The sequence below is a fragment of the Bacillus sp. TH50 genome, from assembly GCF_016650565.1.
Classification (GTDB): Bacteria; Bacillota; Bacilli; order Bacillales; family Bacillaceae_G; genus Bacillus_A; species Bacillus_A mycoides.
On record NZ_JAEKFM010000007.1, the window covers coordinates 811,955 to 829,052 of the forward strand.

Sequence of the window (17,098 nt, forward strand, 5' to 3'; positions counted from 1 at the left end):
GTTTTTTGGATAAGGGTTTTTAGGGAAAAATTGATGCTGCTGATCGGTATATTAAGGGGAATAGGTAATGAAGGAAAGTTATTTTATGGGTTTAATTTCTTGTATTTCCATTATTCATTCATCGTAAATAAGATAGATAGTACACCTTGTTTGATGTTTATTCGTATAAGAAAATATTTTAATTCATTTGCGCTAACGTTTTAAACACGACATTACAAAATGGAAGAAGTAAATGTTGCGCACATATGATAATTTTAGAAACCGTACAATTGTTAAAGTTGTAGAGAATGGAAAAGAAATAAAGTTTGTAACAGTAACATTCAGTAATGGGAAGCAGCTTGTATCGATTGTAAAAGTATAAATAAAAAGAAGGTTTCCAAGAGTGATAGAAATTAGATTATTATTGATTTATTGGAGGTCTGTTAGTTATGAAAAAACTAGTATTTAATAAGCGGATGGATTTTTCATATATAGAAGGAGAAATTCTCTGCATTACAACGGGAAACAAACAAGATATTATAATTTTAGTATTGGATAAAAAGGTTACAGACATTTATTATTATAAAATTATACACTCGTTGAAATCTGGCGTTTTGAAACAATATACTATAGAAAATAATCAATATTTTAACTTCATTCAACCTTTAGGAGAAAATTGGATTTTGGTTAAAAGTTTCGTTGAGAAAAAGGAAGATACAACGGCTACAATTTTTAATAAAAAAGGAAACATCGTTGCTTCATATTACTTAGGAAATGGAATAAAGTATTTTCAAGTTGATGAAGAAGAACATTTATTGGTTGGGTATAGTGAAGAAGGTATATTTACTTCTGTAGAGGAATTGTTTATTTCAGATGAAGAGTTTGATTCGATAGATTGGGAAAATATATATGATATTAATAAATTTGAAAAGAGCGGATTAGCTATTTTTTCTAAGAATGTCGATTTAATTACTAATGAATTTAATAATTCAATAAAGAGATCTGTCTGTGATTGTACAGCAATACATATACAGAAGACAGGTGATATTTTAATGTCTTACTATAACGAGCAAGGAACGTATTCATTCACACAGATTAATAAAGAACGATGCGAACAAGTTATTCTGTATGAAACAACATTGAATCACACATCACTATATTTAAAAGTACAAAATAATATTATCTTTGGTGTAGATAACAATCAAATACATGCATATTCACTTGTAAATAAAAAATTAGCAACTCTGTTAACAGTAGATAGCGATGGAAATCCTATTCAATTTGAGTATGTTTTTTCAAGGGATCAAACAATATATGCTGTTAAAGGGAAACGAATATTTTGTTGGGAGCAATATGGGATTTTAGAAGAGGGAGAATAAATAGAGAAGTGATTGAGAGAGAGAAAAGCTGATGTAGATTTTTCTCTCTTTGTACACATTAATTTTTGTTGGCTATAAAAACATAAGGATAAACGCTATACTATCATTATAATTCTAAAGCAAAAAAAGGTCAGACACCTTCATTACCAATAAGAGATTAGATGAACTTATAAATATAAATTTTCCACAATTATACTTTAGATTAGTTATTTATTAGCCAAGCTGTTATACGTATTATAGGGAGGTATAAATAATGGAATGTTTTCATATAGGCGAGCAGGATGATAATTTCATCAAGATTGTTATAACTGACTTCTCAGGTGAAGGAGATAGCACGCTAAGTTGTTATATATATGAATTCTATGAATATATACTTAGTATTAAAAGTCAGCTTTCTTCATTTTTAAATACTTTTAAATTCAATGGAAATGAGTCTTGAAGGTTTTTCTGCCGCACCAATCTGGGATTAGGATTAGGAGAATGAAAGGGCAGTATTTAAAATAATAATTGAGAGCGAGCGTCAAACTTATTAAAAGTATAGAAGTTTAACGCTTATTTTTATGTTTAGAATCAATGAGAGGATTTTCATCTATATGAAAGGTATTATATGTAAAGAGTTAATAAGTTTTAAGTCTATTGTTGAAGCCTATCAGTTTAAAAAAATGAGTTTGGATTATAAACAAAATGTAATGTTACTAGTACAAGACAAGCAGAATCGACCTTGTATTATTTATTTGGATAAAAATAATGTAAATAGAAAGAGTTTCAATTTAAACGTAGATATCGATGTTGAATCAGTCCAATGTATGCAACGAATTGGAGAGAGATGGTTACTTATATTTAATTATGAAGAAGATAATGCGGTTATTTATAATTCGGACGGAAGTGAACATTGTAAGTTTTATGCCGGAGAAGGGATTCAAGATTGTCAGGTTGATGTGAATGAAGATATATGGGTTAGTTATTGTGATGAAGGGGTTTTCGGAGAGTGCCCAATTGGAGTAAATGGTATAGTTGCTTTTGACTCTACAGGTCACTTGATTTTTAATAATTATGATCAATATGTAGAAAGGTTTAATGTACCTCCTATAGATGATTGTTATGCAATGAACGTTATAGATGGAGACGTTTGGCTCTATTATTATTCAGAATTTCCTTTAGTTCAAATGAAAGATAAAAATTTTCATGTGTTGTGGAATGAAATAAATGTAACGATGGAAATATGGTCGGAAAGTTTTGCGGTTGTTCAAGATAAAGTAGTATTCATTACTCGAGATAAAAAGTTGGTTGTTTATGATTTAAACAATAATCATGTGCATGATATGAATCTTCGTAATGAACTAGGAGAACCGATTCAATTTGTTACTTATTATAGCCGCGGATCTGTTATGTATTTTCAGACGGATGATACGCTGTATTATGTTGAGTTACTTAATACATGAGGGGATAAATGTGAGCGAACGTTTAAAGAGAATTGCAATGTTAAGAGAAAGGATTGTCTTTATACGCAGGTTTTATCTTTGGTATTCTACAGGTAAACATAATTATAAACAGCAAAATAGGCCAGCCTATAACAAGGAATATGTGAATAAAGCTGCTAGAAAAGCAGGTTAAAATTAGGTCTCAAAGCATTTGTGGGCGTTAGATTAATAGAAAATGCTTATGTTTTGGATAGGCAGTATACAAAGGACATAAACAAACATATAAAAACTAGCGTTAAAATAATAAAAAATCCAGAAAGTGATCTTGGTGAATTTGATGATGAATTTTAATAGTGTAGATAATTTATTTTCGATACTTTTAAAGTATCCAGTACGTATAATTTTAATATGTATTGGAATCAGCTGGATTTTTAAATGTATCAAACAAGGTTTCTTATTTTCAGCTGCACTTATGTTAACGATACTTACACTACTTTTTATGGTTACATTTACAGACATATTAGCATCTGTTTTAAATGGTATTCCCCTTGCTATACAATATAGTGGTGTAGTATTTTTGGTAATACTATCATGTATTATATTTGACTATGAATCTTCTCGTCAGTAAACTACTCACCACTTACTGTTCTTGCAGACTGTTTTTCTATGTAGGTGTGTTGGTATAGCCAGTGGGATTTTATAAAAGAAAAGTAGTCCTTATAATTAAGTGAAAATATAGCGAAATCAGCGGTCAAAGGAGCGCTATTCACTGGTAGTAAAGCTGTTGGAGGGATAGGATGGATTCCGGACGTGGCGGTTTTTGTAGATGGATATTATAAGGTGTATAAAAAAGGATATACGGATTATAGACCGAAAAAAACTAATTCTAAGAAAAGGTGGTTTTAATATATCAGCTACAAAAAAATGCCCGATTTAATGCAAGAGGATCACAAATAGCAGGTTACTATAAAGAAAACCTGTAAAAATAACTTTGTGCTGTAGCAGATAAAGCAGCTTATTACGGTCCATTTGGAACGCTTAATATTTACGTTATTGGTACATAACAAGATATAATAGAAGAAATCAATAAGGAGGCTAGCAGTGAAAAATTTTCGTTATTTCAATATATTCACTATTTTAATTGTATACACACTACTCATGTTTTACATCGGCTGGAACGGATGGGTTTGGCTCAGTACGGTGTTCGGCTGGGAATCTTGGGGATATTACGCTTTCGTAGTTGGCTTCATTTCATATGCGTATATTCTCGTACAAGTGTTTAAATTCCTTCCTTTCCTGCGAACGGTCGGTTCAATTTGGTTTGCGGTTATACAATACGCGCTTATGTTATTGCCGTTAGCCGATATTGCCGTCTTATTATTACAGTTTTCAGTGGAGAAAGAGACGGCAATTATTTGGACAGGAGCAGTCACTTTACTCGTATTTTTCTTTATCTTCGCATACGGGGTATTTAATGCGTATAGCCCGGTTGTAAGAAAGTATGATGTACATATACCGAAAAAAGTAGAAGGGCGTAAAAGTTTACGCATTGCGATGGCCTCTGATATGCATTTCGGTAAACTGTCTGGAGTTGCTCATTTAAAGAGACTCGTTCGTCATGTAAATGAAATGAAACCCGATATTATTTTACTGCCGGGTGATATTATCGATGATCATCCAGGTGTGTTCATTCAGAAAAATATGGGACCAATCATGAAACAGATGAAAGCTCCATTAGGCGTATATGGTGTGTTAGGAAACCATGAATATTACGGCCGAGCTGTTCCTGAGTTTTTACAAGAGATGGATAAGATTGATATTCGTATTCTTTTAGATGAAGTCATTACAATTGAAGATGATTTTTATCTCGTTGGAAGAAGGGATAAAACAGAGCGAGATCGTCAAAGCTTTGAAAATCTAATGAGTACGGTAGATAAATCGCTTCCTGTTATCGCAATGGATCACCAACCATTTGAATTAAAACAAGCAGCGGACGCCGGCGTTGATTTATTATTATCCGGTCACACGCATCGCGGACAAATGGCGCCGAACCATATTGTGACGAGAAGAATGTACGAACTAGACTGGGGATACGCACAAAAAGGTGCATTCCACGCAATTGTTTCTTCTGGATTTGGATTCTGGGGACCACCGCTTAGACTGGGAAGTAGATCTGAGATTGTGCAGGTTGAAGTTACATTTGAATAGGATTGTGAAATAGAGAGCTGAGTGCTCTCTATTTTTTAATTTAAAGGTACAAAATATTCGAGGGAAGTTCTTTATTTACTCTCTGAAAAAAGAGATACTATAAGAAGACTCTGCTTGAAAAGGGGGATTTTAAGTGATCATATCAGATGTCATATACGGTGAGTTTAAAGTAGATAAAGTGTTAGAAGAATTAATTTTAAGTAAACCTGTGCAAAGGCTGAAAGGGGTTCATCAGGCCGGAGCAAGTTACTTAATGAATGAGAAATGGAATGTAACACGTTTTGATCATTCAGTTGGTACTATGTTGTTAATTAAAAAACTTGGTGGTTCAGTAGAAGAACAGATTGCTGGTTTACTGCATGATGTATCGCATACTGCTTTTTCCCATGTGATCGATTACGTTTTTGATAACGAAAATGAAAGTTATCATGAAGAAATATTTAGTTCTGTCGTGAAAAACTCGGAAATCCCGGCGATTCTTTCAAAACATGGTTATAACTATGAAGATATTTTGTTAGATGATTCGAAGTGGACGTTACTGGAAAAATCTGCACCAGAATTATGTGCAGACCGAGTGGATTACACATTACGGGATATGTTAACATATGGATATATTTCTTTAGAAGAAGTTCATAGTTTTTTAGAGGATTTAATCGAAGTAGATGGGAAAATGGTTCTTCAAAATATTGAAATTGCAGAATGGTTTACGAAGACGTATTACAAAGAAGTAATTGATTTCTTTATGAAACCAATTAATATTTATGGAAACGATATGTTAGTTAAAACGTTAAAGTTAGCTCTTCATAAAAAGATAATCCATCCAGACGATTTTCTTCTTGAAGATCATGAGCTTATATCGAAATTGCAGCTATGTAAAGATCAAGAAGTAGATGCTTTATTAAGAAAAGTTCATCCAAGTATAGAAGTAAAAGAAGATAGAAATGAGTATGATCTACATCAGAAAAATAAAGTGCGTCTCATTGACCCGCCGTTACTTCGTGAAGGGAAAATTATTCAGTCGTCGGCCGTATCAGAAAAAATAAGACAGATGAGCGATATCGCTTATGAAAAAGCGGTAAGAGGAATATATGTGAAAGTGATTTCTAATTAGTTTATTTGTAATAGGAAAAGGGTTGTTCGTATGAAAATGTGTTGCATTTTTACGAGACTATAATATTTTACCAGAGAAATACCTTTTATAGTAAAAAAATTTTTTTATAAAGTTTTCCATCAAAAATAATTTGTGAAAAAAGTACTAATTTTTAATGTGACAAAAATAATATATTTTTCAATAATCGCTTTAGAATCTTTCGTTCTTTGTATATGGATTGTTATATTTTTTAAGGGAATTTAAAGATTTTTGTCGTTTTTTGTTGTAATTTTCATATTATGATAAATAAAATGTTCGGAATCAGCCATTATAACAGAAAAATTTTTAAAAAACAGAATTGAATCATATTGCTTATTTTAATATAATTTATTTGTTAATTAATAACATATTTAGGGTATGATTCTTTATTGCGGTGAGAATTCTTTTTAGCATAGGAGGATTTACAGAATGGTTAAAACGGCAAAACCTGAAATGATGAATGAATTAAAAGAAACAGTTTACAAATTCTTTCCGAAAAATATTGTGAAAGAAGAAGGATTGTACGAGGAGTCCAAAGAGCATAAAAAGTTTGTAGACTTGAAAGAGAGTTTTATAAAAAACGAAAGCTCTCAAAAGGAAATTTTGTCTTTAATCGAGTCAACATTTTGTGATTATCACGTGTCAGACTATACAGATTTAAACCTATATAATTGTCTAGAATATAATGTGTTACTAAATGGAAAAGAACCGATGTTAAATGATGATATTGATTGGATACGAAAATCAAGAGGCGAGCGCCTTGATTTAGGGGTTTTTGTTAGCTTACAGAATTTACGATACGGGAAAGCCCACGCAGGACTTTAGTCCGTCTTTAGACGTGGGATGAAAGCATCGTTTTTGCATAGCGAAACATGGTATACTTTATTCATAGTCATGCAAAAGACTCTAAAACGACTGTTCTCTGAAAACAGAATACATATGAGGTTGGGGTAGCCAATTCTTCTACTCCGTAAAATGTATTAAGTCGTCATGCAAAAGACGTAAAAACAGTTGAGAACGAACAATCTGTACGGTATGGTCACAGTACCGTAGCCCACGAACCTATATGGTCTGTTGTGGGAGTGGTGATGGCACACCGCAATCTTGCACGTCAGCGATACCAGAAATGGACTTCGCCTTTGGTAGCAAGAATCCCACTGACGTTAGTCAGCTGGCCCCTTTAGGGGTGGGAGTGTCAATACGTATTAAAAACAACATATGATGAAGAGTTAAGGGAATGGACCTTTGAAACAACCGATGTAGAAATGGATACCATTTGTGAATTTGAAAAACTAATGAATACAAAAGGGTTTATAAGAGTAGAACGAGAGGTTGCTAGAACTGCAATTCCTGATATAGAAACGGAATGTTTACGTATGGGGGAAGTTAACGTATTCCACGCTTTATTCACAGATTCTGTTAGTGAAATATAGGTTTTAAATTATTAAAAAGGTTGTGTAGAAAATAGCTGCTATTTTCTACACAACCTTTTCATTTTCACTGATCAAACCAATTCCAAATCTCAATATCTCCAAGAGTTGCATAACGTACGTGCGGGGAGTTTTGTAATTTTAATAATTCTTTCGACGGCCCCGTAATGACAATGCCGTATACTTTTACGCCGTTATCTTTTACATATTTATAACGTTTATCTAAGTTTAGTTCTTTCTCAGGAAGTGCTGCTATTTTACTTACCGTTTTTTTATGGATAGAAAGGACGCGCATCATTTCGATTACTTGATCTTCTGGCGTTTTGTACTTGTCTGCGTTACTATCTAGAAATCTTACATGTTCTGGAAATCCTATAGCTTCTCCGCCATGTAAGATATAGTCATCTACATTTTTTCTTTCTTGTCCTGTATCTAAAGCGTACCATACAGGAGTTGGAGGGAGTTCTTGTGCTTCAAATATGCTATATAAAAGCGGTTCTAATTCTTTTAAAGTGTAAGCTTTATCAAAAGAAATTGCTACTTCTGCAACGGTTCCATCATGTACTTTTGCAAGTGTATCCCATACTTTTTTTGAGGAATCCTTTAAATAATCACCCTGCTCTGTTTTGGGATGAACAAAGAAGAGTTGTGGTTGATAGAACGGATTCATCCAAGTTTGCTTCGTGACATCTACAGATGATAAGAAGCTTTTTGTTTCTATTGTACCGAGTGGCATTTCTTTTTTACCGACGGTTCTTACTAAATCAAAGCGGCTGTTTGTACGGAAAAAAGCTTCTACACTTGTTCCGCCTCCCATAACACGGCTGTTTGGGATAGTTGCTTCAAGTGCAAGAGAAGGCACACTTCTTATTTCTTCTAGCCTTTTATCATTATTAGCTTGAAAATAAAAGGCAGATAATACCCCGCCGATTATATATATAACGATACAAATTACTAGTATAAAACCAAGCATCTGTAACCGATGTTTCCACTTAATTCTCCAAAAAGGAATTTTAAGATCTTTTGGCGGTAACTTTTTCTTAATTGGCTCTGTTTTTGTTAACAGTTCATCTAAGTGAGTTTCACATTCTTCACAAGTTTCAATATGACTTTCTAACTGTTCTTGTTCATCATGTGTGAGCATTCCTGTTTCATATTTCTCCCACAGTTTTTTAAACTCTGCACATCCCATCTGTATCACTCCTTTATGCTTTTCATTTCTTTTCGTCCGCGATGTAATTCAATTTTCACTTTCGCTAACGAGAGCCCCGTCATTTCTGCTATTTCCTTATAAGAGAATCCGTAGTAATCTCGTAGTAGTAACACATTTCGTCTTTCGAGCGGAAGAGAGGATATACTTTGTAACCAACTAGCAATCTCATGTTTTACGAAATAAGAGTGTTCTGTACTTGGCACGTTTGGTAAATGGAATTCTTCAATTTGCGTTGTTTTATACTTCTTTTCTTTTCGGTACCAATCGATAAAGGCGTTGTAGGCGATTGTAAATAACCACGGCCTAATTTCTTCTCCTTTATAATAGTCAATATGGACGAGCATGCGGTAAAATGTTTCTTGCATGAGATCTTCAGCATAGTGAGAATCTCCGGTTAGGGAGAGAAGATAGCGAAATAAATCTTGCATATGCTCTGAGTAAATTTCTTCTAATGATTGTTTACGTTTCACTACATTTCCCTCCCTTCATACATAACAACGAAATACATATAAAAAAGTTACAATTTTTACGAAATTATAGTAAAAAACGTCAAGAATTGGATAGGATTCTCTTTTATCATAATACATATAAGGCGGGTGAACAGAGATGGAAAGCTATGAAACACAAATTCAAAGGTCAATTGATTATATTGAGGAAGATGTAATGGAAAAACAAACGCTGCGTAATTTAGCACGTGTTGCAGGTTTTTCTGAGTCGCATTTTCATCGTGTATTCCAGGCGTTAGTAGGCGATACAGTAATGGAGTATGTTCGAAAGAGGAGGTTAGCCCGGGCAGCTTATCAACTTTCTCATACGGATGAAAAAGTTATTGATATCGCATTTGAGCATGGCTTTCAATCTCACGAAACGTTCACGAGAGCCTTTAAAAAATTATTTCAAATGACACCAAGTGAATATCGAAAACAAGAAATTGAAACACCAATGTATTATAGAGTGAATGTAAAACAAAGAAAATTAAATCCATATTTAGGGGGCATACAAATGGAATATCGTATTGTAAATAAACCAGAATTTTTAATGGCGGGTTATGAGCTGAAGACGACAAGTAAAGAAGGAAAAAACCATCAAGACATTCCAGCATTTTGGCAAGAATATTTACAAAAAGATCTTGGAACGACGATTCCGAATCGTAAAGATACGAGCCAATGGGTAGAACTTGGATTATGTACTGATTTTAATTTAGAAACAGGGGACTTCACTTATATTATCGGAATGGAAGTTACAGACTTTGAAAATGTACCAAATGCAGTTGCAAAGCGTACATTCCCATCCGCAACGTATGCAGTATTTACAACGCCTAAAGTTCCTCATGAAGAAATGGTATCGTCTATTCACCAAACGTGGAATGCAGTATTCTCAGAATGGTTCCCGCATTCAGGATATGAACATTGCGGAGTTACAGAGTTTGAACAGTACGATGAGCGTTGCCATGCAGATAAGAGTGAGTTTGCTCAAGTTGAGCTTTGGATACCAGTGAAGAAGAAATAATAGAAAGAAAGACCGTTCAAAAGGTATTTTTGGACGGTCTTCTTTTATTAATAGGTTGCTACTATTGTTGTATTTTATAGTTAAGTCGATATAATTTCATTTACTAGCGCGCTGCTCCGAAAAGAGAACGGTGCTTTATAAAAGCACCTTTTTCTACGAACTAAACGGAAACACAAGTATAATCGTCGTTCCTTTTCCAAGTTCACTATCAATGAAAATCGTTCCGTTATGGGCATGAACGAGCTGTTTTGTAATGGCGAGACCAAGTCCAGTTCCGATGTTGCTTTCTTCTGTATTCGTTCCTCTGTAATATCGCTCGAATAGAAGTTCTTTCGTTTTATCATCCATACCTTTTCCATTATCTGAAATAGATAGTGTAAATGAATTTGCATTTTGCGAAAGCTTTACGATTACGTTTGTCGTTTCATTATTATGTTTTACAGCGTTTGCGAGTAGGTTTTCGATAATACGTTGGAACCATTTTTCTTCAATAAAATATTGGATTTTGCTTGAACTTGGCACGAATTCAATGTTTTGATTTTGCAGTGTCGGGTTATTAATAAATTGTAATAGTACTTTTCGGACGAACTGATTAATTTCAACATTTATGTGTTGCGCAGGAAGAGTATCATTTTTTAATTGATATGTTAAGCTTAAGTCGTCAATTAATGTAGTCATATATTGAGATTTTTCTTTCATTACATGGCCAAATTGTTGAATGTCTTGATCCGTCCAATTATATTGCTTCGATTCTAGTAATAATGCATAGCCGTATATAGAGCTAAGCGGCGTTTTTAGATCATGCGTCAGGCCGGTAATCCACTCTTCACGTGTTTGTTGCAGTACTTTTCTCATTGCATCGTTCTTTTTCAAAGTAATAGAAAGGTGCTCTAGTGAGTTTGTAACATCTTTAAATATGCGGAACGACCATTTTTCTTTACCGGAGCGCCGAAACCGAACAGGTTTGCCTTTTTTACTAACAGGTTCTTCATATTTTCCTCCGGCTATGTTTTTAAGCCAGCGCATCGTGTGTAATAAAGGCTTTCCAAACTTATTTCCATACCAAATTGAAAGAATGACTAAATAAACAAACACAATAAGGAGGATTAAGCTGCATCCGATTAGAAGTTTCTTGGTAAATATATCATCTAATTCATCATCTGGATAATAATGAGCGTTTGGGGCGGATACAACGACGAGATGACCGCTATTTGAATCGTAAAAACTAGATGTATTTTCTTTATAATTCCACGGTTCTTTTTCATTAAGAGCCGTTTTTATAGCCGAAAATGTTTTTTTCTTCCCAGTTGGATAGGAAAAAACTTCTTCGCCATTGTTATTAAATATTTGCAGTGTTGCTTTTTCTTTAGAAAGTAATTGTTTTTCTTGTTCATTTAATGATAAAGAAGGGTGTCCTTGTTGTATCGTTTTTAGTAATGCATTACTTTTTAGTTTGGCACCGTAAATAACGATCACTGGTTTCTTTTCTAATTTAATTTCCCAATAGTTAAATTTATAAATATTGTTGTTACTATTCTGTAAATACGTAAGTAAGGATGTCTTTGTGTAAGAGGTCGGAACATCGTTAGGCGTATTAAAGTTGTAAAGGACCTTTCCATCTTCATCTACAATTTGAAGCCAATCACTCTTTTCTGTTATTAAATCTTTTACCTCAGATTTTAAAGTAATGTTATTGTCTTCAGAAGAAATATATTCGGAGATTGTAAAGGTATCATAATCAGAAATATTAGGTTCATATAAAGTACTATTAAGAAGAAAAATTAAATAAGAAAAAGAAGCAATTACTGCGATAAGTAACGTAACTAAGACAAAAACGTGTTGTAAAATAAACTGGATTATAAGTCGTTTATTAAAATTCATATCTTTAACCTACTTTGTAATGAACTTATAGCCAAGTCCACGAACTGTTTTTATGTATTCTGGTTTACTTGGATCTTGTTCAATTTTTTCACGTAGTTTTCGAATATGAACCATAACAGTATTATCATCTCCATTATAGGCAGGTGCTCCCCAAACTTTTTCATATAATTCTTCCTTCGAAAATACGTAGTTCGGATTCTCACAAAAGAATAGTAGTAGTTGAAAGAGTTGAGCGGAACATTCGACAACGTTTCCATCTACTGTTAGTTCCGCAGAATGTTGATCAATTTCAAATCTCCCAAAAGAAAAGGAGTATATTCTTTGTTCTTGTATGTTTTGTTTCATATGTCTTCGGAGTTGAGCTTTCATACGAGCGACTACTTCTAGTGGATTAAATGGTTTCGTAATGTAATCATCCGCACCGTATGAAAATCCGGAAATTTTATCTACATCAGATGTTTTTGCTGTTAGGAAGAAGATAGGGCAATCCGTTTTTTGGCGAATGATTGGACAAATGTCAAAACCGGATTGTCCAGGAAGCATTACATCTAAAATAATTAAATCGTAATTGTTTTGCTCGGTGAGAGATAAGGCTATTTCCGCAGATGTTGCAGTTGTAATATGAGAAAAACCTTCTTTTTCAAGAATGGTAGTTAGTAATTGTAAAATTGCTGTTTCATCATCAATGAGTAGAATATTTGCGTGATACATATGAATCCCTCCTAATTTCCTCGAATATCATATCATCTTTTTGTAACTTATGGAATTTTTAAGGAAATTTTAAGGTTTTCTTTCACAAAAAATTAAGATTCAAATGATATGATAAAAGTAACATGGGGAGGAGATGAATGTGAATCCGTTTCAAACGATGCGAGCTAGATATTTTTTAATTGTATTTGCACTATTAATTTTAATAGCACGAAGCAGTAATGAATTGCTAGAAAGTACATTTCATATACAAAATTCATCTTTTATAAATATGCTTATATTTTATATCCTTCCAATAATATGGATTTTTTACGGATATAGAAAGCATCGTGTTTCATTTTCATTATTTATTAATAGAAACGAAACATTTAACCTAGTGCAAGTTTTGTACATCGCGATTATGCTTTGTATGTTTAGTTACGGCTATCTTATTTTATATATGTACAGCTTTGCATGGATTACACCAGATTTTATTATGAATGCCTTGCATGAACCGATTATAGATAGTACCGGGGGATATGTATTTCAATTTATTATGGTTGTATTTATCGCGCCTATTGTCGGAGAGTTTGTTTTTCGAGGGTTTTTACTGCAGCGTTTTGCGGCAAAATGGGGTACTAGTATAGCAATGGTCGTTGTAGCACTTTTATTTGGGTGCTTACATGTTGATTTCCTTGGTGCAGTTGTGTTTAGCATCGTACTATCAATTGTATATATTCGTACGAAAAGCTTACTCATGCCAATTGCTATTCATATGTTAAACAATGCGCTTGTGCTTAGTTCTTCTTTTTTAGTAAGTAGAGAAAAGATAATGAGTTTTGCCGATTTTTCGAACTATACGACATTCTTTCCAGGATTAATTATTTTTATGACAGGATTAAACTTAGTGCTCATCTTTTTATTTGTGAATCGCAAATATTGGAGTAAAGAAGTGCCTGTTATATATGCGGAGAAGGAAAAGAGCTTTTCGAGTATAGCAGGAGATAAGTAAGGTAGAGAAGATGTTTGAGAAAATATTGAAGGAAATGATAGATTATTGTACTTCTATTAGATATAAGTACTGTTCCATCAATAATGATACAGGAAATATTATTTTTCTTTTTATCGTGTTAGGGACATTAATAATAGTCAGCTTTATTATAGAAGAAATGATGAAGCGCATCTTCAGACAGTATGTAAAAAATGAAGTGAATTATGTTAGGGCTCATAAAATGTTTGAGAAAGTGATGGGGACTTTTATTTTATCCCGCATTAACGGGCAGTAAAACTCCCACCTCAAAATTCGACTGGAGCAAAGAAGTTAGGTGGGAGATTAACTGTCCATAAATGCCCGATTGGTTCAACTAATAATCAGTGGGGATGAACAAAACCCCACTGATTAAAGTTTCACTTTATGAAAACTAAATCATCATTAATTCGAAATTTGAAAGGGATGTATAAAATTATATGAATGAAACAATATCGTCAAATAAGTTTTTTTATTTGATTGTACTGAGTTTAGTATTGATTACGACAGTAAATGTTGTTCTTCGCTGGGAGGAAGCTTACTTTTTTATGTATTTAGCGCTCCATTTATTAGGGATTTTATGCATAACGGGCGGAGTAGTTGCTGAGAAAAAGCATGAAGAAAGTATTAATTATATGTGTGTGATGGGTCTTATTTTACTTTTAACTGTACAAGGTATTATGAAATATAGTTCTTTTTCTTTGCAAGATTTTAGTTTGTTAATAGATGTACTTCCTTAAGAAGGATTTTAAGGACTATGAATATATACGATATGTAAAAGGCACTGGTTTGTAAGTACATTTCTTATACCAGATTATGAGCCGGTGAAACTCTTCTTGTAATAGAAGAGTTTTTTTATGTAAATTGAACGAGCTAGAACAATTATCACGATTAGCTTGTTCTAATTTTGAAAGTACGAACTTACAATAATAATAGACAGGCAGCATAGAGGAGGGAATAGCGTGAGGAAAGTTATTGGGTGGTCGCTTTTTTTGTACGTTGGGTTTGCGTTACTTATATATTGGTATTTATTTGGATGGAATCATGAACTGATTCCGGACATGTATAAAGGAACGAGTGCAGATCCAGAAACCTTTATGAATGCGAGGGAGCTTACGCTAAGTCAAGATTATTCGCGTGTGAAAAATTTACTGTTCTTTTTAGCGACGCCTCTTGAATGGATTATTTTATTATTTGTACTCGTGCTCGGTATTTCAAAAAAGTTTGAGAAATGGTCGAAGGAAACGACCAAAATAAATGTCTTACAAGTTGCGATTTATTTCTTTTATTTATCACTACTAACAACAGTTCTTGCATTACCGATGCAATGGATCGGGCGTAAAGTGTCCGTTGATTACGGAATATCTACGCAAAGCACACAAAGCTGGATAAAAGATCATGTCATCGATTTTTGGGTGAACTATGCGACTATGTTACTCATTGTTACGGTTTTGTTATGGCTTATCCGTAAATTCCCGAAGAGATGGTGGCTAGCAGGATGGGCACTCTCTGTACCATTTACAATCTTTTTAACGTTCGTACAGCCTGTTATTATTGATCCGCTTTACAACGACTTCTCGACGTTGAAAAATAAAGAGTTAGAAACGAAAATTTTAGCGATGGCAGACAAAGCTGACATTCCTGCTAAACACGTATATGAAGTAAATATGTCGGAAAAAACGAATTCGTTAAATGCATATGTAACAGGAATTGGCCTTAACTCGCGTATTGTAATGTGGGATACAACGCTTAAGCAATTAAAAGATAAAGAGATTTTATTTATAATGGCTCATGAAATGGGACATTATGTTATGAAACATATATATTGGGGCGTTGGGAGTTATATTTTACTATCGTTTATAGGTATGTATGTAATTAGTCGAATTTTAAATTTGTGTATTCGAAAATGGGGAGATACGCTGAAAATTTCAAAAATGGCATGTTTCTCGATTTTACCTTTATTTTTCTTAATTTCCTCTTTATTATCTTTTGCATCACAACCAGCAACAAACTACGTTTCACGTATAGAAGAACGAGCGGCAGATCAATATGCTTTAAATATGACGAAAGATGGGAAGTCTGGTGTGAAAACTTTTCAATATTTATCAAAAACAAGCTTAAGCCAAGTGAATCCGCCTGCGTTAGTGAAATTTTTCTTATACACACATCCGCCAATTTTTGAAAGGATTCATACATTTGAACAATATGAAAAACAAAAAAACAAGAAGTAGCGATTATGCTACTTCTTTTTTATAGAAATATAAGTTTGGTATTGGGAATATTTATCATTGCTTTTTATTGTGATTTTGTAAATAATAAGCTATAAAATTCTAAAAATCTATATATGAAGGAATAAAGGTGGAAATATGTATTTTTTACAAAATTTAAAAGTGAAACATAAATTATTCTTACTTATCTCATTAGCAGTTTTGGGCATGGCAATTATGAGTTGTGTAGCAATTAATTCTATTAATAAGATTAAGCACGATACAGAGGTTGTAGTAGATGATTATCAAAATTCTGCAGTTTTATTAGAAGGAATGCTTCGTACACAAAATTCACTAGAATATAACTTACTAGAATTAATTACAACGTCACAAAATGAGGGGACAAATAAAGAAGGGATTATTGGTAATGTTGAAAAGGATCTTAAAAAATATGATTCTTTATTAAAAGAATATGATGATGGCGTTAATTTAAGTAAGCAAGAGGATGAGCTGTTTCAGAAGATGAAGAAATCTTTGCCAAGTTATATGGAGACATATAAGAAGTTGTTTGACAAAGCAAAGGGAACAAATGAATCTCAAATGGTAAACGAATTTCAAAAGGACTTAAAACCGAAGGGAGTAGAGTTAGCTGCTTATGCTGTAGATTTAGAAGAGTATGTTTCAAATTTAGCTGACCAAGTATTTAAAGATTCTCAAAAAATGATAGATCGGTCCGTTATTACCTTTATCATTCTTGCAGTAGTTACTACAATCATTATATGTATAGTAAGTTATATTATTAGCAAACTTATAGTTGCTCCTTTACAAACGGTTAGCCGTATGATGGAAAGAGCAAAAGAGGGAGATTTAACTGTACATGGTGATTATAATGCTAAAGATGAATTAGGTATATTAGTAAGTGATTTTAACGAGATGATTGCAGGGCTAAGAACAAATATGCAAGAAGTAGAGAATAATATTCAGCTTTTATTCCAACATGCAGACGGAGTAGTATCTGCATCAGAAGT

Annotated in this window: 16 protein-coding genes and 3 pseudogenes; 15 read left to right on the forward strand and 4 right to left on the reverse strand. The window is 33.2% G+C overall.

All coding sequences use genetic code 11. The features are described 5' to 3' along the window. The first annotated feature begins 232 nt into the window (after positions 1 to 232). The 9 genes and pseudogenes from JFU23_RS30960 to JFU23_RS21270 all read left to right on the forward strand — a co-directional run. Positions 233 to 361, forward strand: a complete 129-nt coding sequence (locus tag JFU23_RS30960; RefSeq protein ID WP_274606754.1) for a hypothetical protein — start codon at positions 233 to 235, stop codon at positions 359 to 361. Positions 362 to 428: 67 nt separating this feature from the next. Then, complete coding sequence (locus tag JFU23_RS21240; RefSeq protein ID WP_201032657.1) at positions 429 to 1,358, forward strand: hypothetical protein; 930 nt, start codon at positions 429 to 431, stop codon at positions 1,356 to 1,358. Between the two features lie 593 nt (positions 1,359 to 1,951). Further along, entirely contained in the window at positions 1,952 to 2,800 is an 849-nt protein-coding gene (locus JFU23_RS21245) for a hypothetical protein (RefSeq protein WP_201032658.1), read from the forward strand. A gap of 10 nt (positions 2,801 to 2,810) precedes the next feature. Beyond that, positions 2,811 to 2,972 carry a hypothetical protein gene (locus JFU23_RS30635; protein WP_242483531.1) on the forward strand — a complete coding sequence of 54 codons (162 nt, stop codon included), beginning with the start codon at positions 2,811 to 2,813 and terminating at the stop codon, positions 2,970 to 2,972. Between the two features lie 20 nt (positions 2,973 to 2,992). Next, the gene (locus tag JFU23_RS30640) at positions 2,993 to 3,130 is read left to right on the forward strand and encodes a hypothetical protein (protein ID WP_198285154.1); all 138 of its coding nucleotides are present in this window, start codon (positions 2,993 to 2,995) and stop codon (positions 3,128 to 3,130) included. A 750-nt stretch (positions 3,131 to 3,880) separates the two neighbouring features. After that, positions 3,881 to 4,987 (forward strand): metallophosphoesterase, encoded by a 1,107-nt coding sequence (locus JFU23_RS21255; RefSeq protein WP_201032659.1) that lies wholly within the window; start codon positions 3,881 to 3,883, stop codon positions 4,985 to 4,987. 133 nt (positions 4,988 to 5,120) lie between these two features. After that, a complete protein-coding gene (locus tag JFU23_RS21260) occupies positions 5,121 to 6,098 on the forward strand; it encodes an HD domain-containing protein (protein ID WP_201032660.1) in 978 nt (325 codons plus the stop codon). A 447-nt stretch (positions 6,099 to 6,545) separates the two neighbouring features. Then, a pseudogene (locus tag JFU23_RS21265) lies at positions 6,546 to 6,917 on the forward strand (hypothetical protein); the annotation flags it as partial. Positions 6,918 to 7,315: 398 nt separating this feature from the next. Further along, positions 7,316 to 7,549 (forward strand): annotated as a pseudogene (locus JFU23_RS21270) (hypothetical protein); the annotation flags it as partial. Between the two features lie 64 nt (positions 7,550 to 7,613). Here the strand turns inward: JFU23_RS21270 and JFU23_RS21275 are convergent. Continuing rightward, entirely contained in the window at positions 7,614 to 8,738 is a 1,125-nt protein-coding gene (locus JFU23_RS21275; protein WP_201032661.1) for an anti-sigma factor, read from the reverse strand. A gap of 5 nt (positions 8,739 to 8,743) precedes the next feature. Beyond that, positions 8,744 to 9,229, reverse strand: a complete 486-nt coding sequence (locus JFU23_RS21280) for an RNA polymerase sigma factor (protein ID WP_201032662.1) — start codon at positions 9,227 to 9,229, stop codon at positions 8,744 to 8,746. A gap of 136 nt (positions 9,230 to 9,365) precedes the next feature. Here JFU23_RS21280 and JFU23_RS21285 point away from each other — a divergent pair, with 136 nt between their 5' ends. After that, positions 9,366 to 10,268: an AraC family transcriptional regulator gene (locus tag JFU23_RS21285; protein ID WP_002064180.1), complete on the forward strand. Its 903-nt coding sequence runs from the start codon at positions 9,366 to 9,368 to the stop codon at positions 10,266 to 10,268. A gap of 153 nt (positions 10,269 to 10,421) precedes the next feature. Here the strand turns inward: JFU23_RS21285 and JFU23_RS21290 are convergent, their stop codons facing one another. Both JFU23_RS21290 and JFU23_RS21295 read right to left on the reverse strand, forming a co-directional pair. After that, complete coding sequence (locus JFU23_RS21290; RefSeq protein ID WP_201032663.1) at positions 10,422 to 12,149, reverse strand: ATP-binding response regulator; 1,728 nt, start codon at positions 12,147 to 12,149, stop codon at positions 10,422 to 10,424. Between the two features lie 9 nt (positions 12,150 to 12,158). Further along, positions 12,159 to 12,860 (reverse strand): response regulator transcription factor, encoded by a 702-nt coding sequence (locus tag JFU23_RS21295; RefSeq protein ID WP_002064182.1) that lies wholly within the window; start codon positions 12,858 to 12,860, stop codon positions 12,159 to 12,161. Between the two features lie 139 nt (positions 12,861 to 12,999). Between JFU23_RS21295 and JFU23_RS21300 the strand changes: the two genes are divergently transcribed. The 5 genes and pseudogenes from JFU23_RS21300 to JFU23_RS31360 all read left to right on the forward strand — a co-directional run. Then, positions 13,000 to 13,848, forward strand: coding sequence for a CPBP family intramembrane glutamic endopeptidase (locus tag JFU23_RS21300; protein WP_201032664.1), 849 nt, complete (start codon positions 13,000 to 13,002; stop codon positions 13,846 to 13,848). Between the two features lie 10 nt (positions 13,849 to 13,858). Then, the gene (locus JFU23_RS30270; RefSeq protein ID WP_207200014.1) at positions 13,859 to 14,122 is read left to right on the forward strand and encodes a malate synthase; all 264 of its coding nucleotides are present in this window, start codon (positions 13,859 to 13,861) and stop codon (positions 14,120 to 14,122) included. A 181-nt stretch (positions 14,123 to 14,303) separates the two neighbouring features. Beyond that, positions 14,304 to 14,603: a hypothetical protein gene (locus JFU23_RS21305; RefSeq protein ID WP_001006056.1), complete on the forward strand. Its 300-nt coding sequence runs from the start codon at positions 14,304 to 14,306 to the stop codon at positions 14,601 to 14,603. 222 nt (positions 14,604 to 14,825) lie between these two features. Continuing rightward, positions 14,826 to 16,094, forward strand: a complete 1,269-nt coding sequence (locus JFU23_RS21310) for a M48 family metallopeptidase (protein ID WP_201032665.1) — start codon at positions 14,826 to 14,828, stop codon at positions 16,092 to 16,094. 135 nt (positions 16,095 to 16,229) lie between these two features. Then, positions 16,230 to 17,009 (forward strand): annotated as a pseudogene (locus tag JFU23_RS31360) (MCP four helix bundle domain-containing protein); the annotation flags it as partial. Positions 17,010 to 17,098: the final 89 nt, after the last annotated feature.